Consider the following 24,772-nt stretch of genomic DNA (forward strand, 5'->3'; position numbering starts at 1 on the left):
GCCTATGCCGGGGCGGGACGCACGGGGGCCCCGCCCGTGGAGACGGGCGGGGCCCTCACAGCCGTCCGGCGTCGCCTACTTGAGCAGCGCCGGGATGGTGTTCTCGTGGGCCTCGCGGAGTTCGGCCAGGGTGAGGGTGAACTCGCCCTGGACGTCGACCACCGCGTCCGGGCCGGTCCCGTCGACGACGCCGATGCGGGTGGCGGGCAGGCCCCGGGCACCGCACATGTCGTTGAAGCGGACCTCCTCCGAACGCGGGACGGCCACGATCGCGCGGCCGGCCGACTCGGAGAGGAGGAAGGTGAAGGCGTCCAGGCCGTCGGGGACGATCAGCCGGGCGCCCTTCTCCCCGAGCAGCGCCGACTCGACCACGGCCTGGACGAGGCCGCCGTCGGACAGGTCGTGCGCGGAGTCGATCATGCCGTCGCGGGAGGCGGAGATCAGGATCTCGGCGAGCAGCCGCTCGCGCTCCAGGTCGACCTTCGGCGGCAGACCGCCGAGGTGGTCGTGGACCACCTGGGACCAGGCCGAGCCGCCGAACTCCTCGCGGGTGTCGCCGAGCAGGTAGAGGAGCTGGCCCTCCTCCTGGAAGGCGACCGGGGTGCGGCGGGCCACGTCGTCGATCACGCCGAGCACGGCGACGACCGGCGTCGGGTGGATGGCGACCTCGCCCGTCTGGTTGTACAGCGAGACGTTGCCGCCGGTCACCGGGGTGCCGAGCTGGAGGCAGCCGTCCGCCAGACCGCGTACGGCCTCCGCGAACTGCCACATGACCGCCGGGTCCTCGGGCGAGCCGAAGTTCAGGCAGTCCGACACGGCGAGCGGCTTGGCACCGGTCGTCGCCACGTTCCGGTACGCCTCCGCCAGCGCCAGCTGCGCGCCCGTGTACGGGTCGAGCTTGGCGTAGCGGCCGTTGCCGTCGGTGGCGATGGCGACGCCGAGGCCGGTCTCCTCGTCGATGCGGATCATGCCGGAGTCCTCGGGCTGGGCGAGGACGGTGTTGCCCTGCACGAAGTGGTCGTACTGGGAGGTGATCCACTTCTTGGAGGCCTGGTTCGGGGACGCGACCAGCTTCAGGACCTGGTCCTTGAGCTCCTCGCTCGTCGCCGGGCGGGGCAGCTTGTTCGCGTCGTCGGCCTGCAGCTCGTCCTGCCAGGACGGGCGGGCGTAGGGGCGCTCGTAGGTCGGGCCCTCGTGGGCGACCGTGCGCGGGTCGACGTCGACGATCTTCTCGCCGTGCCAGAAGATCTCCAGCCGGTCGCCGTCGGTGACCTCACCGATGACGGTGGCGATGACGTCCCACTTGTCGCAGATCTCCAGGAAGCGCTCGACCTTCTCCGGCTCCACGACCGCGCACATGCGTTCCTGCGACTCGCTCATGAGGATCTCCTCGGGCGAGAGCGTGGAGTCGCGCAGCGGGACGTCGTCCAGGGTGACGCGCATGCCGCCGGAGCCGTTGGAGGCCAGCTCGCTGGTGGCGCAGGAGATGCCGGCGGCGCCCAGGTCCTGGATGCCGACGACGAGCTTCTCCTTGAAGGCCTCCAGGGTGCACTCGATGAGCAGCTTCTCCTGGAAGGGGTCGCCGACCTGCACGGCGGGACGCTTCGAGGGCTTCGCGTCGTCGAAGGTCTCGGAGGCGAGGATCGACGCGCCGCCGATGCCGTCGCCGCCCGTGCGGGCCCCGTACATGATGACCTTGTTGCCCGCGCCGGACGCCTTCGCGAGGTGGATGTCCTCGTGCCGCATGACGCCGATGGCACCGGCGTTGACCAGCGGGTTGCCCTGGTAGCAGGAGTCGAAGACGACCTCGCCGCCGATGTTCGGCAGGCCGAGGCAGTTGCCGTAGCCGCCGATGCCGGCGACGACGCCCGGCAGGACGCGCTTGGTGTCGGGGTGGTCGGCCGCGCCCATGCGCAGCGGGTCGACGACCGCGACCGGCCGGGCGCCCATCGCGATGATGTCGCGCACGATGCCGCCGACGCCGGTGGCCGCGCCCTGGTAGGGCTCGACGTACGACGGGTGGTTGTGCGACTCGACCTTGAAGGTGACCGCGTAGCCCTGGCCGACGTCGACGACACCGGCGTTCTCGCCGATGCCGACGAGCATGGCGTCGGACCGGGGGGCCTTCTCGCCGAACTGGCGGAGGTGGACCTTGGAGGACTTGTACGAGCAGTGCTCGGACCACATGACCGAGTACATGGCGAGCTCGGCACCGGTGGGCCGGCGGCCGAGGATCTCGACCACGCGCTCGTACTCGTCCTTCTTCAGGCCGAGTTCGGCCCAGGGCAGCTCGACGTCGGGGGTCGCGGCCGCGTGCTCGACCGTGTCCAGAGGCGTCCGGCTCATGCGTTGACCAGCTTCTTGAGGATCGAGGTGAAGAACGGGAGGCCGTCGGTGCGGCCGGTGCCGATGAGCGGCTCCGTGGCGTGCTCCGGGTGCGGCATCAGGCCCACGACGTTGCCGGCCTCGTTGGTGATGCCGGCGATGTCGTTGAGCGAGCCGTTGGGGTTGAAGTCCAGGTAGCGGAACGCCACCCGGCCCTCGGCCTCCAGCTTGTCCAGCGTGTACTGGTCGGCCACGTAGCGGCCGTCCATGTTCTTGAGCGGGATGTGGATCTCCTGGCCCTGCTCGTAGTCGCTGGTCCAGGCCGTGTTCGCGTTCTCCACCCGCAGCTTCTGGTCGCGGCAGATGAAGTGCAGGTGGTCGTTGCCGAGCATGCCGCCGGGCAGCAGGTGGGCCTCGGTGAGGATCTGGAAGCCGTTGCAGATGCCGAGGACCGGCATACCGGCCTTCGCCTGCTCGATCACGGTCTCCATCACCGGCGAGAAGCGGGAGATGGCGCCGGCGCGCAGATAGTCGCCGTAGGAGAAACCGCCGGGCAGGACGACCGCGTCCACCTGGTGGAGGTTCTTGTCCTTGTGCCAGAGGGCGACCGGTTCGGCGCCCGCCAGACGGATCGCGCGCTGGGTGTCCCGGTCGTCGAGACTTCCCGGAAAAGTGACGACGCCGATACGAGCGGTCACTTCGCGGCCTCCGCGACTTCCTCGACCTTGACGGTGAAGTCCTCGATCACGGTGTTCGCGAGGAAGGATTCCGCAAGATCGTGGATGCGGGCGAGCGCGGCCTCGTCGACCGGCCCGTCAACTTCCAGTTCGAAACGCTTTCCCTGACGGACGTCCGAGATGCCTTCGAAACCCAGCCGCGGCAGTGCGCGCTGCACCGCCTGGCCCTGGGGGTCGAGGATCTCCGGCTTGAGCATGACGTCGACTACGACGCGTGCCACTGGCACTCCCGGTGTGTGGTGCTGAGCAGGTTCCTTCAGACTACCCGCACAAAATTTCTACGCGAGTAGAGTCGTAGGAACCTACGTGACCGCCATCACGATCGGGTATCGAACGGGGGGTTCCGGGAAAATTCCCGGGAAAGATCGCCGATCGGCCTGCGATACCTATTGCGTCCGGACACGCGGAGAGATTTAGTCGGGCTTCACTTTGCAATGCCGGGCACTGTACAAATGAATTGGCAATAGCCGACAAACTCGGCACGTCGGCACAGCTGAGCTGCATGACGTGCCGTACGAAGGGACCGATATTCGTGGCGCAGAAGGTCGTGGTCACCCTCTTCGACGACATCGACGGCTCGGAAGCGGCGGAAACGATCGCCTTCGGACTCGACGGCAAGTCGTACGAGATCGACCTGAATGAAGCCAATGCCGAGAAACTGCGTAAGGCGCTCGCGCCCTACGTGGAGGCCGGCCGCAAGCGGTCGCGCTCGGGCCGGGCCTTCCGGCAGACGGAGGTCGCCCCCGACCCGGCGGCGGTCCGCGCCTGGGCCCAGGCGAACAAGATGGACGTCCCCGCGCGCGGCCGCATCCCCAAGAAGGTCTACGAGGCGTTCGCCGCGGCCCAGTGAGCCCGCCGCCGGCACCCGCGCACCCGCCCCTCGGCGCAACCGACTTGCACAGCACCCCCGCTGATCAGCTAGAGTCTGGAGCACGCCACGGGGCGGGGCCGAAAAGCCCAGCTCACAGCGGCATGCGGGTGTAGTTCAGTAGTAGAACATCCCCCTTCCAGGGGGAAGGCGCAGTGTGCGATTCCTGTCACCCGCTCTGCACCGCCGTCCCGACCACTGTTGTGGATCAGGTAGGCTGGTGCTCGCACCGATCAGTGAAAGCTGGTCGGCGGCAATGCGGACGTAGCTCAGTTGGTAGAGCGCAACCTTGCCAAGGTTGAGGTCGCGAGTTCGAGCCTCGTCGTCCGCTCGGGATGAAACCCCGGTCCTTCTGGACCGGGGTTTTTTCATGCCCGCCCCAGGTATCCGGGTCTGACATTTGTCATGCCGAGTGATGACAGCGCGCACTGCTGCCGGCCGCCGCGCGCCGGGACGCTGAATCCATGAACACGACAGAGCACGTGATCGAGGTCACCGATCTACGGCGTGTGTACGGGGGCGGGTTCGAGGCCGTGCGCGGGATCTCCTTCGACGTGGCACACGGGGAGATCTTCGCGCTGCTGGGCACCAACGGGGCCGGCAAGACGTCCACCGTCGAGCTGCTGGAGGGCCTGGCGCCGCCCAGCGGGGGCCGGGTGCGCGTCCTCGGCCACGATCCCCACGCCGAGCGCGCCGCCGTACGGCCGCGGACGGGCGTGATGCTGCAGGAGGGCGGATTCCCGTCGGAGCTGACCGTGGCCGAGACCGCGCGGATGTGGGCCGGGTGCGTGACCGGGGCGCGGCCGACGGGCGAGGTGCTGGAGCGGGTCGGGCTCGCCCGGCGGACCGGCGTACGGGTCAAGCAGCTGTCCGGCGGGGAGCGCAGACGGCTGGATCTGGCGCTGGCGCTGCTGGGCGATCCGGAGGTGCTGTTCCTGGACGAGCCGACGACCGGGCTCGACGCGCAGGGACGGCAGGAGACCTGGGAGCTGGTGCGGGAGCTGCGGGACCGCGGGACGACCGTGCTGCTGACCACGCACTACCTGGAGGAGGCCGAGGAGCTGGCCGGGCGGCTGGCGATCCTGCACCACGGGCGGATCGCGGCCGCGGGCACACCGGCCGAGGTGACGGACGCCCAGCCCTCCCACATCTCCTTCCGGCTGCCCGAGGGGTACTTCCTCGGGGACCTGCCGCCGCTGGGCGAGCTGGGGGTGAGCGGGCACAGCGTGGACGGGGACGTCGTACGGCTGCGGACGCGCGAGCTGCAGCGGGCGGCCACCCGGCTGCTGGTGTGGGCCGAGGGGGCCGGGGTCGAGCTGCACGGGCTGGATGTGCGGGCGGCGTCGCTGGAGGAGGCGTTCCTGGGCATCGCCCGGGAGGCCGAGCGCGCGGAGCGTGTGGAGGTGGCCGCATGACCACGGTCACGGGACGGGTCGCGGCGCTCGGGCGGGCCGAGCTGACGTTGTTCGGGCGCAGCCGGGGGATGCTCCTCGGGGCGCTGGTCGTGCCGCTGGTGCTGCCGTTCAGCGTGCGGTCCGTCGTCGAGGACATGGACCTGGCCGAGAACGGGCTCAGTGCGGGTCTGGTGCTGCTGCCGGGGGCCGTGGGGTTCTCGCTGCTGTTCGCGGTGTACTCGGCGCTCGTCGGGGTGTTCGTGGGGCGGCGTGAGGAGCTGGTGCTCAAGCGGCTGCGCACCGGGGAGCCGCGGGACGCCGAGATCCTCGCCGGTGCGTCGCTGCCGGCCGTGGTGACGGGACTGCTGCAGTCGCTGGTGCTGGTGGCGGGCTGTACGGCGCTGCTGGACGTGCCCGCGCCGAAGGCCGCTCCGCTCGCCGTGCTGGGGCTGCTGCTGGGGCTGGTGCTGTGCGCGGCCCTCGCCGCGGTGACCGCGAGCTTCACCCGGACCGTGGAGAGCGCCCAGGCCACCGCGCTGCCGCTGGTGATGGTGTCGATGATCGGCTCGGGGATCATGGTCCCGTTGGAACTCGCGCCCGACGGGGTGGCCTCGGCGTTCGAGCTGCTGCCGCTCACCGGGGTCATCACGCTGGTGCGGGGCGGCTGGACCGGGGAGCTGTCCGCGGCGGACGCCCTCGCGGCGGGGGCGACCGCGCTGGCCTGGACGTTGATCGCGGTGTTTGCTGTACGACGGTGGTTCCGGTGGGAGCCGCGGCGTTAGGGCCCGGCGTCCGGGTGGGCCTGCCGGGCCGCCTGGGCCGGGCGGGGCGTCGGGGGACGTAGGGGGAGGCGTATGGGTGGCCCGGTGGGCTGGTGGCGGGAGAAGAGCACTCCCGCCAAGGTCGAGACGTACACGCGCTGGTCGTTCCACTTCTTCGGGGTGATCGAGGTGTTCGCCGTCGGCCTCGCGGCCCTGGGGGAGGCGGGCAGCGGCGTCGGGGTCTGGCTGCTGCTGGTGGTGGCCGTGCACGCGGTGGTCGGGGCGGTGACCGCGTCGCGGGCGCTGGACTGGACGCGGGGGCAGCGGGAGCAGCCGGTGCGGCTGCTGTGGGTGCTCGCGGCGGTGACCGCGGTGATCGCCGTAGGGACGATCGGGCTCGCCGAGCACGGGCCCGGCGGCGAGGAGGTCGAGTCCGCGGCGGGTGCGGTGTTCGGGGGCGTCCTGGTCTTCGGGGCCGGCACCATCGCGCTCGGCGTGCGCAACCGCAGGCGGGTGTTCGGGATCGTGGCCGGATTCGCGGCGGGCGCCGCCTCGGTCGCCTGGCCCATCGGGGCGCCCGCTCCGGCCGCGCTGCTCACCGGCCTCGCGGTGCTCGTCGGCGGCGGGTTCCTGGCCTTCACCTCCATCTTCTCCGTCTGGCTGCTGAACGCCGTCTACGAGCTCGACGCCGCCCGCGAGACCCGCGCCCGGCTCGCCGTCGCCGAGGAGCGGCTGCGGTTCGGGCGGGACCTGCACGACGTACTGGGGCGGAATCTGGCGGTGATCGCCCTCAAGAGCGAGCTGGCCGTGCAGTTGGCGCGGCGCGAGCGGCCCGAGGCCGTGGAGCAGATGATCGAGGTCCAGCGGATCGCGCAGGACTCCCAGCGCGAGGTGCGCGATGTCGTACGCGGCTACCGTGACGCCGACCTGGCCGCCGAACTCGCTGGCGCCAAGGGTGTGTTGACCGCGGCCGGGATCGAGTGCGAGATGACCGAGGAGGCCTGCGAGCTGCCCGCCGAGGTGCAGTCGGCGCTCGGGTGGGTGGTCCGCGAGGCCACGACGAACGTGCTGCGGCACGGCGACGCGGGACGGTGCGCGGTGGGGTTGCGGACGACACAGGGGCATGTGGTGCTGACGGTGGAGAACGACGGGGCCGGGACGGCCTCGGAAGGCGGCGGCTCCGGGCTGGCCGGGCTGCGGGAGCGGCTGGCCGCGGTGGACGGGACGCTGGAGGCCGGCCATGCCGGCGACGGCAGGTTCCGCGTGGTGGCGCGGGTGCCGGTGAGCGGGGCGGCCGGATGACCGTGCGGGTGCTGCTCGCCGACGACGAGCACCTCATCCGGGGCGCCCTGGCGGCGCTGCTGGCGCTGGAGGACGACCTCCTGATCGTCGCGGAGGCCGCCACCGGGCCGGAGGCACTGGCGATGGCCCGGGCCCACCGGCCCGATGTCGCCGTGCTGGACCTCCAGATGCCGGGCGCGGACGGTGTGAAGGTCGCCACATCGCTGCGGGCCGAACTGCCGGGCTGCCGGGTGCTGATCGTGACCAGCCACGGCCGGCCCGGGCATCTGAAGCGGGCGCTCGCCGCGGGGGTGCGCGGCTTCGTGCCGAAGACCGTCAGCGCGCAGCGGCTCGCCGAGCTCATCCGTACGGTGCACGCGGGAAACCGCTATGTGGACCCGGAGTTGGCGGCCGACGCGATCGCCGCCGGGGACTCGCCGCTGACCGCGCGGGAGGCCGAGGTGCTGGAGCTGGCGGCCGACGGGGCGCCCGTCGCGGAGATCGCCGAACGGGCCTCGCTGTCCCAGGGGACCGTGCGCAACTACCTCTCCTCGGCCGTCATGAAGCTCGGTGCGGACAACCGTCATGCGGCAGTGCGTCTCGCGCGCGAGCGAGGTTGGGTATAGTTGCTCTCGCGCCACGGCGCACTGCGGACGTAGCTCAGTTGGTAGAGCGCAACCTTGCCAAGGTTGAGGTCGCGAGTTCGAGCCTCGTCGTCCGCTCCAGAAAAACCCCCGGTCTCCGCCGGGGGTTTCTTCGTGTTGCGGGACTCGTGCGAGGGGCCCCTGGTTTCCCAGGGGCCCCTTCCGCCACGGGAGTTACGCCCAGCGTGTGCCCGTCAGACGCTCGTAGGCCTCGATGTACTTGGCGCGGGTCGCCTCGACGACCTGCTCCGGCAGGGGCGGCGGGGGCTGCTCGCTCCTGCGGTCCCAGCCGGACTCGGCCGACGTCAGCCAGTCCCGCACGAACTGCTTGTCGTACGACGGCTGCGCGCGGCCCGGCTGCCACTGGTCCGCCGGCCAGAAGCGGGAGGAGTCGGGGGTGAGGACCTCGTCGGCGATGACGAGCGTGTCGCCCTCGAAGCCGAACTCGAACTTGGTGTCCGCCAGGATGATGCCCCGCTCGCGGGCGATGTCGCGGGCGCGGCCGTAGACGGCGAGGGTCGTCTGGCGCAGCCGGGCGGCGGTGTCGGCGCCGACCTGGCGGGCGACCTCCTCGTAGGAGACGTTCTCGTCGTGCTCGCCGACGGCGGCCTTGGTGGCCGGGGTGAAGATCGGGGCGGGCAGCTCGGAGCCGTCGGTCAGGCCCTCGGGGAGGGCGAGGCCGCAGACCGTGCGGGAGTCGTTGTACTCGGCCAGGCCGGAGCCGGTGAGGTAGCCGCGGGCCACGCACTCCACGGGGACCATCCGCAGCGACTTGCAGACCAGGGTGCGGCCGGCCCAGTCGGCGGGGGCGCCCTCGGGCAGCTCGGTGCTCAGGACGTGGTGGGGGGCGAGGTCGCGCAGCTGGTCGAACCACCACAGGGACAGCTGCGTGAGGACGCGGCCCTTGTCGGGGATCTCGGTCGGCAGCACCCAGTCGTAGGCGGACATGCGGTCGCTGGCGACCATCACGAGGTCGCCCGCCTCGTTGCGGTACAGGTCGCGCACCTTGCCGGTGTGCACATGCACCAGGCCCGGAACCTGGATCGGTTCGGGCTTTTCGACGAATCCGGACACGGTTCCTCCCCGTGGTTCTGTCCAAGTGGCTCGATTGTCCCGTATCGGGGGGCGAGGCGTGGACACCGGGTCCCACGGGGACCGCGGCGGGGCGAGGTGATCGGGGAGGTGGTCAGGGCCGTGATCAGTCCCGTTTGCAGATGCGGTCGAGGAGGTTGGCGGTCGCGCGCTGGATCCGGGCGTCGACGTGGCCGGGGCGGTCGAGGGCCGGCGACCAGGCGAACGTCCCGGACGCGAACACCCAGGCGCCGGACGGCGCACGGTACAGCGAGGTCTCCTGGTGGCGCCGGGCGCCGTCGCCGTCGGTGTACGGGGAGTGGGCGAGCAGGACGCGTTCCTCGTGCTCGGGCAGCGGGGCGCGCGGGAAGTAGCGGTCGGCCTCGCCCGCGACCAGGCCCTCGATCGGCTCGCCCTCGTGGGTGCCGGTCGCCTCCCACAGCCAGTGGCCTGCGTTGCGGACGATCAGGGGGTGCGGTTCGGGGACCCGGCCGGCGTACTGGATGCCCACCAACTGCTGCTCGGGACGGTCGATCTCACGCCACAGCACCGGCCTGCCAGGGCCCTTGCGCTTGCGGCAGGTCAGCAGCCGGTCGGGCACCCCGGACGGGGAGGGGCCCAACTCGACCTGCCAGTACATGGTGTTGGCCGACAGGAAGACGAGCGAGGTGCCGGTGTCGCGGGCCAGCTCGATCGTGCGGCGCATCGGGACCGACCAGTACTCGTCGTGACCGGGGAAGACCAGGCCCCGGTAACGGGCGGGGTCGACGCGGCCGGCGTGCAGATCGCGTGCGTCGGCGTAGGCGAGGTCGTAGCCGTAGCGCTCGGCCCAGCGGATGAAGTCGTAGGCGTGGCCGACGTGCAGGGGCAGGCCCGCGCCGGCGTAGGGACGGTCGAAGGAGACGGTCGTGGCGGCGTCGGCCTCGCCCAGCAGGCGGCCGTCCTCGTCCCACGCGTGGTAGAGGCTGGCGCCGGTGCGGCCGTCCTCCGGGTAGAGGTTGTACGCCTGCCAGGTGATGTCCGGCAGGAGCAGCAGCAGGTCGGCGGGGTGGCCGTCGCGGACGGTGAAGGGGATGTGGGAGCGGTAGCCGTCGGCGGTGGTCAGGACCGCGACATACGCGCCGTTGCTCCAGTACGACGGGATCTGCAGCCGCCAGGACAGCCACCAGTGGTGGCAGGAGACCGTGCGTCCGGCGGTCAGCGGCGGGGGCTGGACGATACCGGACAGACGCGGGCTGGTGGTGATCTTCGCCGCGCCGTCGCCGCCGTAGTGGCCGATGCGGTAGATGTCGACGCCGAACTCCTGGGGCGGGTCGACGGTGATGTGGAAGTCGAGGGCCTCCCCGGGGGCGACCGCGCCGGTGGAGGTGAAGCCCTTGATCTGGCGGTGCACGTCGTCGGCCGAGCGGGGCGCGCCCGAGGAGGAGGGGGCGTTGCGCGGGGGCGGCACGCGCGGGGTGCCCTCGCGGGGGGTCTGGCCCGGCGCCTGGTCCACGTACCAGGGGACGACCTGGCCGGTGTCGTCGAAGTAGGTCTCGCTGCCGCGCAGCCAGGGGACGGGGCCCTGGCCGAAGGGGTCCGTCACCGCGTGGGCCAGTGCGCCGGACTCCCACCGGCGGATGTGCTCCGATCCCATGGTGGCTCCCCTCCCTCGGGCCCCCGTATGACGGTGCGTGGTGTGGCGGGCGCATGTTGCTGTCCTATGTCGCGCGTTCTTGCCATGTGCGCGACCGCTTCCCAGCACATCACATTCCGCATGGATCCCGTCACTGTTCGTCTTCGATTGACCGAAAGTGGAAGACGGTGCTCCGGTACGGGGTGCTGCGCCGGCCGGTCCGGGTGCCGGGGCTCGCCGGTGCGGCGGTCGGGAGAGGGGTCAGACGAGGCGTACGGGCTTCTCCGGGCGTATGCCGACCTCCGTGAGCCAGGAGCGCAAGGGGGCGGGGTCGCCGTCCTCGACCAGGGTGAGGACCTTCGGGGTGAGGTCGGCCGCGCGCTCCCCGTCGACCAGGAGGGAGGGGCCGTCCAGCCAGTCCAGGCCGGGGGCGGCGCCCGCGGTGTCCATGGCGGCGCAGCAGACCATCGCCGTGATGTGGTCGGCGAGGAGTTCTCTGGGGGTGCGAGGGGGCTGGAGGGGGAAGAGGGGGAGGTCGTCGTCCCAGAGCGTGGTGCGGGCGCCGGGGGTCGTGGCGGGGTGGGCCTCGGCCTCTTCCCGGGCCAGCTCGGCGGAGATGCCTTCGGCGAGGGCTGCGCAGCGGGGGTTGGTGCGGTGTTCTTCGACCTCGGGGTCCAGGTCGAGGTCGGCTTCGACTTCGGCTTCGGCCTCGGCTTCGGCTTCGGCCTCGGCTTCGGCTTCGGCCTCGACTGCGGCCGATTCGTTCACATCCGCCGGGTCCGGGGTGGGGCCGGAGGGCTGGGCGGCGTGGGCGACTGCCTCGTCGGGGGTGGGCGGGACGGTGTCGGGTGTGTCGGGGGTGTGGGGGGTCGGACGGGTGGCGGCGGCCGTCGGCGTGAAGCGGTCGGCCGTGGCCGGGTGGGGCTCGTCCGGGGGCGGGGCTGTGGGGGTGGTCGTCAGGTGGTCCAGGACCCTGGAGAGGGTGGGGCCGTCGGTGTGGGGGGCCGGGCGGCGGACGCCGAGGGTGTCGAGGACCCGGTGGAGGCGGGCGGCGTCGGTGCGCCACTTCCGGTCGACGACCTCCTCCGGGTACTCCTGCCAGTCGACCGGGGACCAGTCGGGGCCGGCCTCGGCCGGGCCGCCATGGAAGAGGCGGGCGGCGAGGAGAGAGGCCGCCTCGTCGACCGCGCCCGGCTCCTCCAGGAGGTCGCAGGCAGGGCGCTCGCCGAGGCGGGAGGTGAAGCCCTCGGCCAGGCGGTCGCGGCGGGACAGCTCGGTCAGGGCGGCCACCACGCCCGCGTCGAGGCGGGACGGCCAGCGGCCCATGCGCCAGGCGGGGAGGGCGACCCTCGTCAGGAGGCGGTCCCAGCCCGCGTAGGCCAGGCCGACCTGCTCCTGGGCGACGATCCGGAGGCCGTAGTCCACCGTCTGCGCCCGCTCGGCCGCGGCGGCCGCCACCCCGCGCTCCATCTGCACCGCGTGTTCCCGGCAGCCGTTCAGCATCAGCCGGGCGAGCCGGCCGACGCCGGAGCACAGCAGCCGGGAGACCGGGTCGCGGCGCGGCGCCGAGGCGACGGCCACCGCGGCGTCCAGGCCCCGTACGAAACGCCGGGCGGCGGCTATGTCGGGGTGCGCCGACGGTCCCGTACCGGCGACGACCGGGGCGAGGACCGCGCGGAGCTCGCCCACGCGCATCCACCACAGGAACGGGGAGCCGATGACCAGGACGGGCGCGGCCGGGGAGCGGCGGGCGGGCCGCCCGGAGTCGTCGCGGGAGTCCGCCACCTCGTCACGGCCGGCCGGGGCGGGCGGGCCGTGCGCCGGGTGGGTGCGGTCCTCCAGCCAGCTGTCGCAGTCCGGGGTGAGCGCTATCGCCGAGGGCGCCGGGACCTCGAGGCGGTCGGCCAGGTCACGCACCAGCCGGTACAGATCGGGTGCCGCTTCCTCCGCGACCGGGACGGTCGGGCTGACGGCGGGCCGGGCGCGGGCGACGACCAGGGCGACACCGCCGGCCACCAGCAGCACCGCGGCGGCGAGCGCCGACACCGCCCAGCGGGCGGCGTCCCAGCCGGGCCCCACGAGATGGTCCGTGGTGCCGCCGGCCAGCAGGATCACCGCGGCCGCGGCGGGCAGCAGGGCCACCGCCAGCGCCCGGCTGCGCACCCGCAGCACGGCCAGCGCCCGCGACCGAGCGGCCTGCGCGCCTGCCTCCACACCCATGCCGGTCACGACCGGACCTCACCCCCTCGCTGTCGTCCTGGTGCTTCCCTGGTGTTGCTCACTCCCCCACTGTGGCACCCGCCACTGACATCGCAATGCCGGTGGGCCAAGTGCCGGAACGCTTGCGCCGCACCCTAGTTGGGCCCCGGGCCCCCGTCAGCCGGATAGCGGATCGGTCACTCGATGGAATGGCTCTGGGCAAAGGTGGATGACGGAGGGCAAGGATCAGGCCCCGGTTCCTGAGACGGAACCGGGGCCCGAGGGGTTGTCTCGCGGAGCGCCGGTCAGGCGGCGCCCGCCACCTTCGCCGCGATGTCCGTACGGTGCTGGGAGCCGTCCAGGCGGATGCGCGCGACCGCCCGGTAGGCGCGCTCGCGGGCCTCGGTGAGGTCCCGGCCGGTCGCCGTGACGGACAGCACCCGGCCGCCCGCGCTGACCACGGCGTCCCCGTCGCGCTTGGTGCCCGCGTGCAGGACGTAGGCGTGCGGGGCGTCCTCGGCGGCCACCTCGTCCAGACCGGTGATGGGGTCGCCGGTGCGCGGGGTGTCCGGGTAGTTGTGCGAGGCGACGACGACGGTGACGGCCGCGTCGTCGCTCCAGCGCAGGGGCGCGAGGTCCGCGAGGGTGCCGTTCGCGGCGGCCAGCAGGACCCCGGCCAGGGGAGTCTTCAGCCGGGCGAGGACGACCTGCGTCTCGGGGTCGCCGAAGCGGGCGTTGAACTCGATGACCCGCACACCACGGCTCGTGATCGCCAGGCCCGCGTACAGCAGGCCGGAGAACGGGGTGCCGCGGCGGCGCAGCTCGTCGACCGTCGGCTGGAGGACGGTCTCCATGACCTCGTCGACCAGCTTCGGGTCCGCCCAGGGCAGCGGGGAGTAGGCGCCCATGCCGCCGGTGTTCGGGCCCTCGTCGTTGTCGAGGGCCCGCTTGAAGTCCTGCGCGGGCTGCAGGGGGACGACCGTCTCGCCGTCGGTGACGGCGAAGAGTGAGACCTCGGGGCCGTCGAGGAACTCCTCGATGACCACGCGCTCGCAGCCGGCCGCGTGCGCCTTGGCCGCCTCCAGGTCGGACGTGACGACCACGCCCTTGCCGGCGGCCAGGCCGTCGTCCTTCACGACGTAGGGGGCACCGAAGGCGTCGAGGGCCTCGGCGGCCTCCTCCGCGGTCGTGCAGACGTACGAGCGGGCCGTGGGGACGCCGGCGCCGGCCATGACGTCCTTGGCGAAGGCCTTGGAGCCCTCCAGCTGCGCGGCCTCCTTCGATGGGCCGAAGACCGGGACGCCGGCCTCGCGCACGGCGTCGGCGACACCCGCGACGAGCGGGGCCTCCGGGCCGACGACGACCAGCTCGGCACCGAGCTCGGTGGCCAGCGCGGCCACGGCGGCGCCGTCCAGGGCGTCGACCTGGTGCAGCTCGGCGACCTCGGCGATGCCGGCGTTGCCGGGGGCGCAGTGGAGCGCCGTGACGGCGGGGTCGAGGGACAGGGAGCGGCACAGGGCGTGTTCGCGGGCGCCGCTGCCGATGACGAGGACCTTCACGGGGTCAGCCTAACCGGAGGCGGGTTTGCGCCTTTGTGCGGGCTTCCTATAGGCCGGGGTCGGGCGGGTTGTGCGTTTCTACGAGAGAGGGCTCGGGGCGCGTCACTGACCAGCGTTTCGCGCGCCCGGCTCACTCGTTCGTGAACTCCTCCATCACCGTCGCGCCGAGCTCGCGCACGATCAGCTCCTTGCCGGAGAGGGCCGACTCGTCGAGGTCGGGGTCGTCGTCCTCGGGGATGTCGTCCTCGGGGGCGACGGGGTCGGGCGCGTGGTGCCGGGCGGGCGGGGCCGGGGAGGTCGTCTGGGCGGGGGCCGCTGCCTGGCCGGACTGCGGGGCGGGGGTGGGCCGGGACGGGGTGGCGGGCTGGGCCGGGGCGGAGGGCTGGGCCGCGGTGCCGTGGGCGTAGCCGCCGGGGGTGTGGCCGCCGGGGGCGGCAGGGGAGCCGTAGCCGCCGCCCGGGGCGTGGCCGCCGTAGCCGCCGCCCGGCTGCGGGGGTGCGGAGCCGCCGGAGGGGTCGACGATCGCGTCGATCTTCCAGTGGACGTTGAAGCGCTCGGCCAGGACCGCCTTGAGGTCGTCCTCGCTGCCGCTGCCCACGAAGCGGTCCATGGCGCCCGCGTTGACGAAGCCGAGCTGGAGGGTGGTGCCGTCGAAGCCGACCACATGGGCGTTCGGAGCGTTCAGCAAGGCCCAGGTGAAGCGGCGCTTGGCCTTCACCGCCTCCAGGATGTCCGGCCACAGCGCGCGCGGGTCGAGGCCGCCGGGGGCGGGTGTGTAGGCGGAGGCGGCTGTGGGGGCGGCCTGGGCGGGGGCCGGCGACTGGGGAGCCGCGGGCTGGGGAGCCGGGGGCTGGGTGGCCGTCGTGGCGGGGCGGGCGCCGCCGGGGGCCGCCGCGGTGGGCCAGCCGCCGGGGCGTCGGCCGCCACCGGCGGGCGCCGCCGTGGGCCAGGCGCCGGGGGCGGCGGCCGCGGGCTGGGGCTGGGGCTGCGCCGAGGGCTGCGGGTGGGGCTTGGGGGGCTCGGCTGCGGGAGGGGCGGCGGGGGCCGGGGCGGCGTGCTCGGTGTGCTGGGCCGCGGCCGGGTCGGCGGTCATGGGCCCGGCCGGTGCGGCAGGAGCGGCCGCCGGGGCCTGTGCCGGTGCGCCGGAGCCCCGTACGGCCGCGCGGGCCGCGGCAGCGGCACCGCCCGGCGGGACGGGCGCGGCGGCGTGGGCGTCGGGGCCGGGGGCGTATCCCATGGCCGGCATTCCGGCCGGGGCACCCGCGGAGAAGCTGACGCCGCGCTCCAGGCGGTCCAGGCGGGCCATGACGGACCGCTCGTCGCCGTACGCGGCGGGCAGCATCACGCGGGCACAGATCAGTTCCAGCTGGAGGCGGGGCGAGGTGGCGCCGCGCATCTCGGTCAGGCCCTCGTTGACCAGGTCGGCGGCGCGGCTGAGCTCGGCGGCGCCGAACGTGCTGGCCTGGGCCTGCATGCGTTCGATGACGTCGGCGGGGGCGTCGATGAGGCCCTTCTCGGCGGCGTCGGGGACGGCGGCGAGGATGACGAGGTCGCGCAGCCGCTCCAGCAGGTCGGCGACGAAGCGGCGCGGGTCGTTGCCGCCCTCGATGACACGGTCGACGACCTCGAAGGCGGCGGCCCCGTCGCCGGTGGCGAATGCCTCGACGACCGAGTCGAGCAGGGAGCCGTCGGTGTAGCCCAGGAGGGAGGTGGCCATGGCGTACGTCACACCGTCGGCGCCCGCGCCGGCGAGGAGCTGGTCCATGACGGACATGGAGTCACGCACGGAGCCGGCGCCGGCCCGCACGACCAGCGGCAGGACGCCCTCCTCGACGGGGATGTCCTCCTTCTGGCACACCTCGCCGAGGTACTCCCGCAGGGTGCCCGGCGGGACGAGCCGGAACGGGTAGTGGTGCGTACGCGACCGGATGGTCCCGATGACCTTCTCGGGCTCGGTCGTGGCGAAGATGAACTTCAGGTGCTCCGGCGGCTCCTCGACGACCTTGAGCAGCGCGTTGAAGCCGGCCGACGTGACCATGTGGGCCTCGTCGATGATGTAGATCTTGTAGCGGCTGCGGGCGGGCCCGAAGAATGCCTTTTCCCGCAGGTCACGGGCGTCGTCCACACCGCCGTGCGACGCGGCGTCGATCTCGATGACGTCGATGGACCCCGGGCCGTTCCTGGCCAGGTCCCGGCACGACTCGCACTCCCCGCAGGGCGTCGGCGTGGGCCCCTGCTCGCAGTTCAGACAGCGGGCCAGGATCCGCGCGCTGGTCGTCTTGCCGCACCCGCGCGGACCGCTGAACAGGTACGCGTGATTGACCCGGTTGTTCCGCAGCGCCTGCTGCAGCGGGTCGGTTACATGCTCCTGCCCGATGACCTCGGCGAACGACTCCGGGCGATAGCGGCGGTACAGCGCAAGAGACGACACGCCTACGAGGTTATAGGCGCCCACTGACAAAGCGGACCGCGCGGAGATCCGGGGCAGATCCGATCACGGGGCGGAGGCGGGAGGCCGGCTCCGGGGCGGGGCCGGGGGGCGGGACGGCGGACGTAGTCCTGAGCCGCACCGGGGTCTCCCACACCGGGGAGGACCGGGCTCCGGCCGGGGGCCGGGAGACGCTGCGCCTGCGATTCCGGCGGGGAACGCAAGCGCCCCCCACGCACCCGCCAGAGCCGACCTACCCTTGCTGCCTTCCGGCCCTGGGGGAGTTCAGTCAGATAGCGCCGCGTGAGGGGCTGCGCCAAGGGTACCCGATCGCGGCCAGGGGGAACGAGTTCGCGAGCACACCTCTCGGTCATGTAATGTTCCCAGCGGAGGATTCGCCTAGAGGCCTAGGGCGCACGCTTGGAAAGCGTGTTGGGGGCAACCCCTCACGAGTTCGAATCTCGTATCCTCCGCCAGTGCCTCACCGGGCACGTTGTCGAAGGGCCCCACCGTTCGCGGTGGGGCCCTTCGACGTGTCTCCAGTGGTCCGGTCCGGGGAAGATCCGCGGATGATCTTCAGTGACCTCTCGCCGGAGCAGGAAGAACGGGTCATCGCGGCACTTTTCGCGCTGCTCGACGAGTTCCTCGCGGAGCGGGAAACACCGAATTCATAGGGCCCGACCAGCGCGCGGAGCGCCTCTAACCCCAGGTCAGCAGCCTGTTCCGCGGTGTGTGCCGGAAGGATCTGTGCCCGCGGCCACAGCGGGCGGGGGGTGTGGAGGCGCATACTGAGCCATGACAAAGCCTGCTGCACAGAAGCGTCATCTGCCCACCAGCCCCTTCAAGGCGCCGGTCGCACCGGCCCCGAAGCACTTCGCCCTGGGCGACCAGGTCTCGCACGATGTGTACGGCCTCGGCCGGGTCATCGGCATCGAGGACGGCATCGCGGCGCTCGTGGACTTCGGCTCGACGCAAATGCGGATCCTGAGCCCGTACGGCAAGATGACCAAGCTGTAGGACCGCTGTGCCCGGTCAGGGCACCCCAGGTCCCGTCAGGGACCTGTAGCGAAAGAGAGACCTCTCATCGATCTGACGTCGCTGTTCTCCGCCCGGGAAGGGCAACCCCGCTACTCCGCTGCGGCAGCGCCGCCTCCCGCCACCCAGCCCTTCCAGGCCCCCGACTTCGGGACGGACGAGACCATGCCGTTCGAGGACGTACAGGAGCCCACCCGGGACCGGCGCGCGGCAGGGTCCGAGGCGGCCTAGGGCCTGCCCGCATGACGCTGACTCCGGCAAGGCGAAACGAAGGGCCCCGCTGATCTCCTGCTGATCTCCTGCGGGGCCCTTCGTCATGCCTCCTCATGGGTCGTCATGGGTCGTCATGGGTCCTCATGCGTCGTCATGGGTCCTCATGCGTCGTCATGGGTCACCCGTCCGTGGTCACAGGTTCCGGGGTCGTCAGGGGCCGTCAGGAGCCGTCAGGGGTCGCCCTCGCCCCGTTCCGTCATCCGAACGGATGACCTTCGCGTCATCCGTTCCGCGCGCCGTGTGCAGCCTCTCCGCCGACCGTCCGGGCCCTGGTGCGGCCGGAGGATCGAAGGGAACGCAAGGCCGCAGACACGACAGGCCGAGGCACACACGAAGGGCTCACCCCGCCATGCAGCACGCTCGCCAGAAGACCCTCTCCACCCGCGCCCGCGTCCTCACCGGCGGCGCGGTCCTCGCCGCCGTCGCCGCGGGTGCGTTCGGCACCGTCGCAGCGAGCGCCGCGGACACCGCCGCCGCCCCGGAGGCCGCCGCGCCGGTCGCCGCCGCGCAGGGCAGCACCACCCAGACCACGCACCTGACGGTCGACGCCGCCACCGACGCCGCCGAGGCCGCGCTGGAGGCCGCCGAGAAGGACGGCCGGCGCGTGTCCGTCGCCGTCGTCGACCGCAACGGCAACACCGTCGTCACCCTGCGCGGCGACGGCGCGGGCCCGCAGTCCTACGAGTCCGCCGAGCGCAAGGCCTACACCGCGGTCTCCTGGAACGCGCCCACCTCCGAGCTGGCCAAGCGCCTGGAGCAGGCCCCGAACCTGAAGGACATCCCCGGCACCCTCTTCCTCGCCGGCGGCGCCCCGGTCACCGCCAAGGGCGCCCCGATCGCGGGCATCGGCGTGGCCGGCGCCCCGTCCGGCGACCTCGACGAGAAGTACGCCCAGGCCGGCGCCGCCGCGCTCGCCAAGTGACATCCGTACGCCGGGCCCACCGCGAGAGACGGGCCCGGCGTACGGCCCGGAGGACGCCATGATCCGAGCCGTACTGGCCGGCCGCGGCAGGAGGAGGAACACCGCCGTGACCGCCTTCGACCGGGAGCTGCTGCTCGCCGCCGGGCGCGGGGACTGCGCCACCGTGCGGCTCGCCCTCGACTCGGGCGCCGACGTCGAGGCCCGTGACGAGCACGGCCGCACCCCGCTGCTGCTCGCCGCGCTCGCCGACCACGTCGATGCCGCCCGGCTGCTCCTCGCGGCGGGCGCCGACCCCGACGCCCAGGACGACCGGGACGACAGCCCCTGGCTGGTCACCGGCGTCACCGGCAGCGTCGCCATGATGCGGCTGCTGCTCCCCCACGACCCCGACCTGCGGCTGCGCGACCGCTACGGCGGCGTCTGCCTCATCCCCGCCGCCGAACGCGGCCATGTCGCCTATGTGCGTGCCGTGCTTGAAGAGACCGGCATCGACGTCGACCACGTCAACCGGCTCGGCTGGACCGCCCTGCTGGAGGCGGTGATCCTCGGCGACGGGGGCCGCGCCCACCAGCAGGTCGTCGCCCTGCTCCTCGCCGCCGGGGCCGACCCCGGCCTCGCCGACCGCGAGGGCGTCACGCCCCTGCGGCACGCCGAGCGCCGCGGCTTCGAGGAGATCGCCGCCCTGCTGCGGAGGGCCGCGCGGTGAACCGGCGTGCCTTCCTCGGTGCCCTCGCCGCCACTGCGGCCGTCTCCGCCTGCACGCCGTCCGCCTCCGGGGCCCGGCCGCCGCGCGCGGAACGCCGTACCGGCGCGCCCGCCTCCTCGGCCGGGCTTCTCCTCGTCACCGACTTCGGTGCCGACACCGTCACCTTCGTCGACCCCGCCACCGGGCCCGTGGAGTCCGTGCGGGCCGGCACGGCCCCCTACGGGCTGGCCGTCGGGGGCGACGGGCGGGCCTGGGCCGCGGCCGCCGAGGGGGTCGCCGTGATCGACACCGGGGCCCGGCGCCGGACCGCCCTGATCCCCTACCGGACGTCCCCCGCCCGGCTCGGGCCGCCGGCCTACGGCGAGTACCGCGGCGGCGGGACGGGCGTGGCACTCGCGCCCGACGGGCGGTACGCGTACGTCGGGGTGAACGTCCCCGGCGGGAACGGCGTGCTGGAGGTCGTCGACACGGCCGCGCGCGAGGTCGTGCGGGTCGTGCCCGTGGGGCGCAGGCCGTTCGACGTCGACGTCTCCCGCGACGGCTCCGAGGTGTACGTCACCGGGCACGACTCCTTCGACGTCACCGTCGTCCCGGCGCGCGGGCGCCCCCGGCGGATCGAGGTCGCGCCGTACGGCACCGAGGGCGGGCTCGGCTCCTGGCTGAAGCCGCACTACCTGGCCGTACGGCCGTCGGACGGGCGGCTGCTGCTGCCGTTCGAGGGCGAGCGGCTGGTCGTGGCGGACCCGCGGACCGGGCGGTCCCGGGTGGAGGCCATGACCGCGGACACGCACCAGCACGGGGTGGCGGTCACGCCCGACGGGACCCTGTTCGTCGTCGGGACCGGGCCCGTCGACCCGGCGTCCGGCCGGGGGCCGTCCCTGACCGTGCGTACGCCCGACGGGCGGGAGCGGGTGCATCCGCTGGACGGGCCGCACGAGGACGTCGCCGTGTCGCGGGACGGGCGTACGGCCTATGTCAGCGGCGGGTTCACGCGGGACGGGTACTGGGACGGCCTCACGGTCGTCGACGTGGCCTCCGGCGGCACGCGCAGGCTGCCCGCCGGGCGGCGGCCCCTGGGGGTCGTGGTGCTCTGACCGGGCCGTCTCACGGCACGAGGCGCTGCTCCTTGGCCACCGACACGGCCGCCGCGCGGGTGTCGACGCCGAGCTTGTCGTAGATGCGGCGCAGGTGGGTCTTCACCGTGGCCTCGCTGATGAACAGGGTGCGGGCGATCTCGCGGTTGGGCAGGCCCTGGGCGAGGTGGGTGAGGATGTCGCGCTCGCGGGGCGTGAGGGCGGGCCGGGGGCTGCGCATCTGGGCCATGACGCGGCCGGCGACCGGCGCGGACAGCGCGGTGCGGCCCTCGGCGGCGGCGTGGATGGCGGCGAAGAGCTCCTCGGGGCGTTCGGCCTTGAGGAGATAGCCCGTGGCGCCGGCCTCGATGGCCCGGGTGATGTCCGCGTCGGTGTCGTAGGTGGTGAGGACGAGGACGTGCGGCTTGTCCTCCTCGCGGGCCGCGACGATACGGCGGGTGGTCTCCACGCCGTCGATGCCCTCGCCGAGCTGGAGGTCCATCAGCACCACGTCCGGCTCCAGCTTGCGGGCCAGCGCGATCGCCTCCTCGCCGCTGCCCGCCTCGCCGATCACCTCGATGTCGGGGGCGCTGGCGAGGAGGGCGAGCAGGCCGGCGCGGACCACTACGTGGTCGTCGCAGACGAGGATGCGGGTCAGGGTCATCGGGGTTCCCCTCCGGGTTCGGCGTTCGGCTGCACTCTCGGCTCCCGTCCCGGCCCCGTCTTGGGCTCCTCTCCGGAGGAGGCCTCGGGCTCGCCCCCGGAGGCCGCCTCGGGCTCACCTCCGGGTGCCGCCTCTGACTCCGGTCCCGGTCCCGCATCCGGCTGCCCTCCGGGTGCCGCCTTCGGCTCGCCTCCCGGTCCCGTATCCGGCTCGCCTCCCGGTCCCGCCTTCGGCTCCAGCGGGATCGCCGCGGACAGGACGGTGCCCTCGCCCGGTGCCGACTCCACGGTGAGTGTGCCGCCGAGCTGGCGCAGCCGGGCCCGGATCGCGGGCAGGCCGTAGCCGCGGGCGGGCCCGGACGCCTCCGCGGACCTCGCGGCCCCGGGGTCGAAGCCCCGCCCGTCGTCCGCCACGTCCAGCACGATCTGATCGTCCAGGCAGGTCAGGGTGAGCGTGGCCGTGGTGGCGCCCGCGTGCTCGCGCACATTGGCCAGGGCGCCCTGCGCGATCCGCAGCAGCGCGGACTCCACGGGCGCGGCGAGCGCCGGTACGGCCCCCTCCGTGTGGACCCGCACGACCAGCCCGGCTCCGCTCTCCCGCTCGGCGACCGCGCGCAGCGCCTGCGGCAGGCCGCCCGCGCCGGCCAGGTCGGCCGGGGTGAGGTCGTGCACGAAACGGCGGGCCTCGGCGAGGTTGGACTCGGCGATGGAGGCGGCCGTGCGGAGGTGACCGCGCGCGGTGTCCGGGGCGCTGTCCCAGACCCGGTCGGCGGCCTGGAGCAGCATGCGCTGGCTGGACAGGCCCTGGGCGAGGGTGTCGTGGATCTCCCGGGCGAGCCGTTCGCGCTCGGCGAGGGTGCCCTCGCGGCGCTCGGTGGCGGCCAGTTCGCGGCGGGTGCGGACGAGGTCGTCGATGAGGGCGCGCTGCCGGGCGGCCTGCCGTTCCATCACCACGAACACGGCGGTGGCGACGGCGGCGACGGCGGGCGGCGCGAGCAGCACATTGGGGTCGGCCCAGCCGGCCAGCTTCAGCTGGGCCCCCACGGTCAGGGCGGTGAGCAGCGCGACCAGGGTGACGGCGGCCCGCGCCGGAAGCGTCCGCAGGCCGGTGTAGAACAGCGGGACCGCGCACCAGGCGAAGCTCGGCGCCGTCACCACCAGCACCGCCCACGCGGCCACGACCGCGCCGAGCCAGACCAGCCGGCGGGCGGTGAGCCGGGTGCCGAGGGCCGGGCCCAGCACGTACAGCGCCGCCAGCAGCACCGACAGGGCGATCACCCAGGGGGTGCGCGGGTCACCGGCGTGGCGGGCGAGGTAGCGGGCCAGGGACGCGCCGAGCAGCACGAAGAAGGCGGTGTGCATGACGACCGCGAGGGCGCGGGTGTCGTCCCGTTCCTCCCTTGGAGTCATACCCTTGCCTTCCCCGGGCCTTGGCCGTCGCGCTGAACTGCGCAAACACCTCCATTGTTCCCCTGGTGCGGCCTGCGGGGGTCATCCGTTCGGCTGACTCCTGCGGTGTCCTCAGGGGCCTACGACCACTCGGGCCTTCTCGGTCGCCTGGTCCAGTTCCGAGGTCCGGACGGTGACCTTCATGGTCCAGGTGCCGGGGAGCGGGAGGGTGACGGCGTCGGTGCCCCAGTAGCCGCCGAGGTCCTCCAGGCGGGCGTCGATCGGGCCGACGTCCTGTGCGGTCTGGGTGAAGGAGATCCGCAGCTCGGGGACGGTGGCGATACCGCCGTCGGGGCCGAGGACGACGGCCTGGACGGAGTTCGCGCCGACCCGTGCGGGGTCGAGGGAGACCTGGACCTTGCCGTGGCCGCCCGGGGTGCCCACGTCGAAGGGGACGGTCACGGTGGAGGTGACGGTGGCCGGGGCCGCGAGGGTGGCCGCCTCGGCGGCTTCGGCGGCCCGGCCGGGGAGCGTGGCGGTGAGCAGGGTGGTGAGCACCAGCACGAGGACGCCGACGGCCGCCTCGGTGAGGACCGAGCGTCTCGGGGTGGCGAGCCGGGTCGTCCAGCGGCGCGAGAACACCGCCGCCGTGAGCAGTACGGCCACCGCGCCCAGCTTGGCCAGCAGGATCCGGCCGTACGAGGTGCCGGTCAGGGCGTCGAGGGAGCCCAGACCCCGCCAGGACTGGTAGAGGCCGGTGAGGGCGAGGACGGCCACGCAGGCGAGGGCCAGCCGGGAGAAGCGGGCCGTCGTCCCGGCGGAGGGCGTGCTGCGCAGGAGGGCCACGAGGCCGCCCAGCCACACCGACATGGCGAGCAGGTGCAGCGCGGAGGACGCGATCGCCGCCGGCACCTGGATGCCGGCCGAGGCGTGCTCGGCGGTGGCCCAGGTGAGGGCGAGTCCGACGGCGAGGGCCGCACCGGTGCGGGGGTCGCGGTCGGGGCGCCGTAGATACAGGGCCGCCGCCGCGAGCAGGGCGAGGCGGGCGAGGAGGGTGAGGCCCGGGCGGCCGGTGAGGGTGCGGGTGAGCGCGTCCGGGTCGAGGGCCGTGGTGAGGCCGGTGCCCGCCTCGTAGGGGGCGCGGAGCAGCAGCAGGGCGAGCGTGGCCGCGAGGAGGGTCCACCAGCCGGTGCGCAGGAGCGGGCGCAGCCGTTCGGGGTGCGGGGGGCGGCAGATCCGCGTGAAGGCGGCGGTGCCGAGGAGGAGGGCGGCGGCGAGGTAGGCGAGGTAGCGGGCGGTGTTGTGGAGGGTGGTGGTGGCCGGGTCCTCGGGTGGGGCCGTGGCCGCGGAGGTGGGGGTGGGCTCTCCCACCGAGAAGGTGAAGGCGCCGGAGACGGGGTGGCTGTCGGCGGAGACGACCCGCCAGGCGACGGTGAAGGTGCCGCGCCCCAGGTCGTCGGGGAGGGCGACGCGGACGGTGTCGCCCGTGTGGCGTGGCTCTCCCGTGCGGACGCGGTGGTTGCCGGGGTCGAGCACGCGGACCGAGCCGTCGAGGAGGGCGACGGACTCGGTGAAGGCGAGGGTGAGTTCGCGGGGGGCCGACCTCAGGACCGTGCCGTCGGCGGGGGTGGTGGTGCGCAGGGCCGCGTGGGCGGACGCGGGCGTGGCGGGGGCGAGCACGGTGAACAGGGTGAGGAGGAGGATGCCGAGCAGGAGGGCAGGCCGGATGCGTCGCACGTCGTACGGGTACGGATCTGTGGGCCGTTCTGCTCAGCCGGCCGTCCGACGGCGGTTCACCGGCCCGGCTCACCGCCCCGGGCCGCCCTGGA

20 protein-coding genes, 4 tRNA genes and 1 other RNA gene are annotated in these 24,772 nt (G+C 73.6%); 13 read left to right on the top strand and 12 right to left on the bottom strand.

Features of this window, described 5'->3' with window-relative positions; all coding sequences use genetic code 11:
* Positions 1 to 75 precede the first annotated feature (75 nt).
* Genes purL through purS form a run of 3 tightly spaced genes read right to left on the bottom strand, consistent with a single transcriptional unit; the run spans position 76 to position 3,283 of the window.
* Positions 76 to 2,346, bottom strand: coding sequence for a phosphoribosylformylglycinamidine synthase subunit PurL (gene purL / locus ACIGXJ_RS09825; RefSeq protein ID WP_399642842.1), 2,271 nt, complete (start codon positions 2,344 to 2,346; stop codon positions 76 to 78).
* On the bottom strand, positions 2,343 to 3,023 hold the full coding sequence (gene purQ, locus ACIGXJ_RS09830) for a phosphoribosylformylglycinamidine synthase subunit PurQ (RefSeq protein ID WP_399642843.1): 681 nt from the start codon (positions 3,021 to 3,023) through the stop codon (positions 2,343 to 2,345). Before purQ ends, purL begins: the two co-directional genes overlap by 4 nt.
* On the bottom strand, positions 3,020 to 3,283 hold the full coding sequence (gene purS, locus ACIGXJ_RS09835) for a phosphoribosylformylglycinamidine synthase subunit PurS (protein ID WP_015659417.1): 264 nt from the start codon (positions 3,281 to 3,283) through the stop codon (positions 3,020 to 3,022). The genes purQ and purS overlap by 4 nt, the downstream gene beginning before the upstream one ends.
* Before the next feature lie 311 nt (positions 3,284 to 3,594).
* On the opposite strand from purS, the gene ACIGXJ_RS09840 reads away from it, so the two are divergent.
* The 8 genes from ACIGXJ_RS09840 (at position 3,595) to ACIGXJ_RS09875 (ending at position 8,091) form a co-directional block, all read left to right on the top strand.
* On the top strand, positions 3,595 to 3,912 hold the full coding sequence (locus ACIGXJ_RS09840) for an Lsr2 family protein (RefSeq protein ID WP_399642844.1): 318 nt from the start codon (positions 3,595 to 3,597) through the stop codon (positions 3,910 to 3,912).
* Between the two features lie 124 nt (positions 3,913 to 4,036).
* Positions 4,037 to 4,108 (top strand) — tRNA-Gly (locus ACIGXJ_RS09845).
* An 80-nt stretch (positions 4,109 to 4,188) separates the two neighbouring features.
* Positions 4,189 to 4,261 (top strand) — tRNA-Gly (locus tag ACIGXJ_RS09850).
* Between the two features lie 133 nt (positions 4,262 to 4,394).
* The gene (locus ACIGXJ_RS09855) at positions 4,395 to 5,345 is read left to right on the top strand and encodes an ABC transporter ATP-binding protein (RefSeq protein WP_399642845.1); all 951 of its coding nucleotides are present in this window, start codon (positions 4,395 to 4,397) and stop codon (positions 5,343 to 5,345) included.
* Positions 5,342 to 6,106, top strand: a complete 765-nt coding sequence (locus ACIGXJ_RS09860; protein WP_399642846.1) for an ABC transporter permease — start codon at positions 5,342 to 5,344, stop codon at positions 6,104 to 6,106. Before ACIGXJ_RS09855 ends, ACIGXJ_RS09860 begins: the two co-directional genes overlap by 4 nt.
* A gap of 72 nt (positions 6,107 to 6,178) precedes the next feature.
* The gene (locus ACIGXJ_RS09865; RefSeq protein ID WP_399642847.1) at positions 6,179 to 7,387 is read left to right on the top strand and encodes a sensor histidine kinase; all 1,209 of its coding nucleotides are present in this window, start codon (positions 6,179 to 6,181) and stop codon (positions 7,385 to 7,387) included.
* Positions 7,384 to 7,992, top strand: coding sequence for a response regulator (locus ACIGXJ_RS09870; protein ID WP_399642848.1), 609 nt, complete (start codon positions 7,384 to 7,386; stop codon positions 7,990 to 7,992). The genes ACIGXJ_RS09865 and ACIGXJ_RS09870 overlap by 4 nt, the downstream gene beginning before the upstream one ends.
* 23 nt (positions 7,993 to 8,015) lie before the next feature.
* Positions 8,016 to 8,091, top strand: a tRNA-Gly gene (locus ACIGXJ_RS09875).
* Positions 8,092 to 8,184: 93 nt separating this feature from the next.
* Here the strand turns inward: ACIGXJ_RS09875 and ACIGXJ_RS09880 are convergent.
* The 6 genes from ACIGXJ_RS09880 to ffs all read right to left on the bottom strand — a co-directional run bounded on the left by ACIGXJ_RS09880 (position 8,185) and on the right by ffs (position 17,198).
* Complete coding sequence (locus ACIGXJ_RS09880; RefSeq protein ID WP_399642849.1) at positions 8,185 to 9,084, bottom strand: phosphoribosylaminoimidazolesuccinocarboxamide synthase; 900 nt, start codon at positions 9,082 to 9,084, stop codon at positions 8,185 to 8,187.
* 124 nt (positions 9,085 to 9,208) lie between these two features.
* Positions 9,209 to 10,717, bottom strand: coding sequence for a N,N-dimethylformamidase beta subunit family domain-containing protein (locus ACIGXJ_RS09885; RefSeq protein ID WP_399642850.1), 1,509 nt, complete (start codon positions 10,715 to 10,717; stop codon positions 9,209 to 9,211).
* A gap of 240 nt (positions 10,718 to 10,957) precedes the next feature.
* The gene (locus ACIGXJ_RS09890; RefSeq protein ID WP_399642851.1) at positions 10,958 to 12,925 is read right to left on the bottom strand and encodes a hypothetical protein; all 1,968 of its coding nucleotides are present in this window, start codon (positions 12,923 to 12,925) and stop codon (positions 10,958 to 10,960) included.
* Between the two features lie 275 nt (positions 12,926 to 13,200).
* Positions 13,201 to 14,454: a phosphoribosylamine--glycine ligase gene (gene purD / locus ACIGXJ_RS09895; RefSeq protein WP_399642852.1), complete on the bottom strand. Its 1,254-nt coding sequence runs from the start codon at positions 14,452 to 14,454 to the stop codon at positions 13,201 to 13,203.
* Between the two features lie 130 nt (positions 14,455 to 14,584).
* Positions 14,585 to 16,885, bottom strand: a complete 2,301-nt coding sequence (locus tag ACIGXJ_RS09900) for a DNA polymerase III subunit gamma and tau (protein WP_399642853.1) — start codon at positions 16,883 to 16,885, stop codon at positions 14,585 to 14,587.
* Between the two features lie 214 nt (positions 16,886 to 17,099).
* Positions 17,100 to 17,198: signal recognition particle sRNA small type (gene ffs / locus ACIGXJ_RS09905), an RNA gene on the bottom strand.
* A gap of 72 nt (positions 17,199 to 17,270) precedes the next feature.
* On the opposite strand from ffs, the gene ACIGXJ_RS09910 reads away from it, so the two are divergent.
* From ACIGXJ_RS09910 to ACIGXJ_RS09930, 5 genes are all read left to right on the top strand, one after another.
* Positions 17,271 to 17,358 (top strand) — tRNA-Ser (locus ACIGXJ_RS09910).
* Positions 17,359 to 17,677: 319 nt separating this feature from the next.
* Positions 17,678 to 17,899 carry a hypothetical protein gene (locus ACIGXJ_RS09915; protein ID WP_399642854.1) on the top strand — a complete coding sequence of 74 codons (222 nt, stop codon included), beginning with the start codon at positions 17,678 to 17,680 and terminating at the stop codon, positions 17,897 to 17,899.
* 640 nt (positions 17,900 to 18,539) lie between these two features.
* Positions 18,540 to 19,112 carry a heme-binding protein gene (locus tag ACIGXJ_RS09920; RefSeq protein WP_399642855.1) on the top strand — a complete coding sequence of 191 codons (573 nt, stop codon included), beginning with the start codon at positions 18,540 to 18,542 and terminating at the stop codon, positions 19,110 to 19,112.
* A gap of 58 nt (positions 19,113 to 19,170) precedes the next feature.
* Entirely contained in the window at positions 19,171 to 19,818 is a 648-nt protein-coding gene (locus ACIGXJ_RS09925) for an ankyrin repeat domain-containing protein (protein WP_399642856.1), read from the top strand.
* Positions 19,815 to 20,912: a hypothetical protein gene (locus ACIGXJ_RS09930; protein WP_399642857.1), complete on the top strand. Its 1,098-nt coding sequence runs from the start codon at positions 19,815 to 19,817 to the stop codon at positions 20,910 to 20,912. The genes ACIGXJ_RS09925 and ACIGXJ_RS09930 overlap by 4 nt, the downstream gene beginning before the upstream one ends.
* A gap of 10 nt (positions 20,913 to 20,922) precedes the next feature.
* On the opposite strand, the gene ACIGXJ_RS09935 is transcribed toward ACIGXJ_RS09930, so the two are convergent.
* The 3 genes from ACIGXJ_RS09935 to ACIGXJ_RS09945 all read right to left on the bottom strand — a co-directional run bounded on the left by ACIGXJ_RS09935 (position 20,923) and on the right by ACIGXJ_RS09945 (position 24,680).
* Positions 20,923 to 21,555 carry a response regulator gene (locus ACIGXJ_RS09935; protein WP_399642858.1) on the bottom strand — a complete coding sequence of 211 codons (633 nt, stop codon included), beginning with the start codon at positions 21,553 to 21,555 and terminating at the stop codon, positions 20,923 to 20,925.
* Entirely contained in the window at positions 21,552 to 22,964 is a 1,413-nt protein-coding gene (locus ACIGXJ_RS09940; RefSeq protein WP_399642859.1) for a histidine kinase, read from the bottom strand. Before ACIGXJ_RS09940 ends, ACIGXJ_RS09935 begins: the two co-directional genes overlap by 4 nt.
* Positions 22,965 to 23,075: 111 nt before the next feature.
* On the bottom strand, positions 23,076 to 24,680 hold the full coding sequence (locus tag ACIGXJ_RS09945) for a copper resistance CopC/CopD family protein (RefSeq protein ID WP_399642860.1): 1,605 nt from the start codon (positions 24,678 to 24,680) through the stop codon (positions 23,076 to 23,078).
* Positions 24,681 to 24,772: the final 92 nt, after the last annotated feature.

It is taken from the genome of Streptomyces sp. NPDC053367, assembly GCF_044545925.1.
Lineage (GTDB): Bacteria > Actinomycetota > Actinomycetes > Streptomycetales > Streptomycetaceae > Streptomyces.

What these genes read in the sequence shown, in the direction of transcription:
- ACIGXJ_RS09870 (WP_399642848.1), top strand. Translation starts at nt 7,384, where the DNA reads ATGACCGTGCGGGTGCTGCTCGCCGACGACGAGCACCTCATCCGGGGC.
- ACIGXJ_RS09855 (WP_399642845.1), top strand. Translation starts at nt 4,395, where the DNA reads ATGAACACGACAGAGCACGTGATCGAGGTCACCGATCTACGGCGTGTG.
- purL (WP_399642842.1), bottom strand. Translation starts at nt 2,346, where the DNA reads ATGAGCCGGACGCCTCTGGACACGGTCGAGCACGCGGCCGCGACCCCC.
- ACIGXJ_RS09915 (WP_399642854.1), top strand. Translation starts at nt 17,678, where the DNA reads ATGACAAAGCCTGCTGCACAGAAGCGTCATCTGCCCACCAGCCCCTTC.
- ACIGXJ_RS09865 (WP_399642847.1), top strand. Translation starts at nt 6,179, where the DNA reads ATGGGTGGCCCGGTGGGCTGGTGGCGGGAGAAGAGCACTCCCGCCAAG.
- ACIGXJ_RS09940 (WP_399642859.1), bottom strand. Translation starts at nt 22,964, where the DNA reads ATGACTCCAAGGGAGGAACGGGACGACACCCGCGCCCTCGCGGTCGTC.
- ACIGXJ_RS09920 (WP_399642855.1), top strand. Translation starts at nt 18,540, where the DNA reads ATGCAGCACGCTCGCCAGAAGACCCTCTCCACCCGCGCCCGCGTCCTC.
- ACIGXJ_RS09935 (WP_399642858.1), bottom strand. Translation starts at nt 21,555, where the DNA reads ATGACCCTGACCCGCATCCTCGTCTGCGACGACCACGTAGTGGTCCGC.
- ACIGXJ_RS09860 (WP_399642846.1), top strand. Translation starts at nt 5,342, where the DNA reads ATGACCACGGTCACGGGACGGGTCGCGGCGCTCGGGCGGGCCGAGCTG.
- ACIGXJ_RS09925 (WP_399642856.1), top strand. Translation starts at nt 19,171, where the DNA reads ATGATCCGAGCCGTACTGGCCGGCCGCGGCAGGAGGAGGAACACCGCC.
- ACIGXJ_RS09885 (WP_399642850.1), bottom strand. Translation starts at nt 10,717, where the DNA reads ATGGGATCGGAGCACATCCGCCGGTGGGAGTCCGGCGCACTGGCCCAC.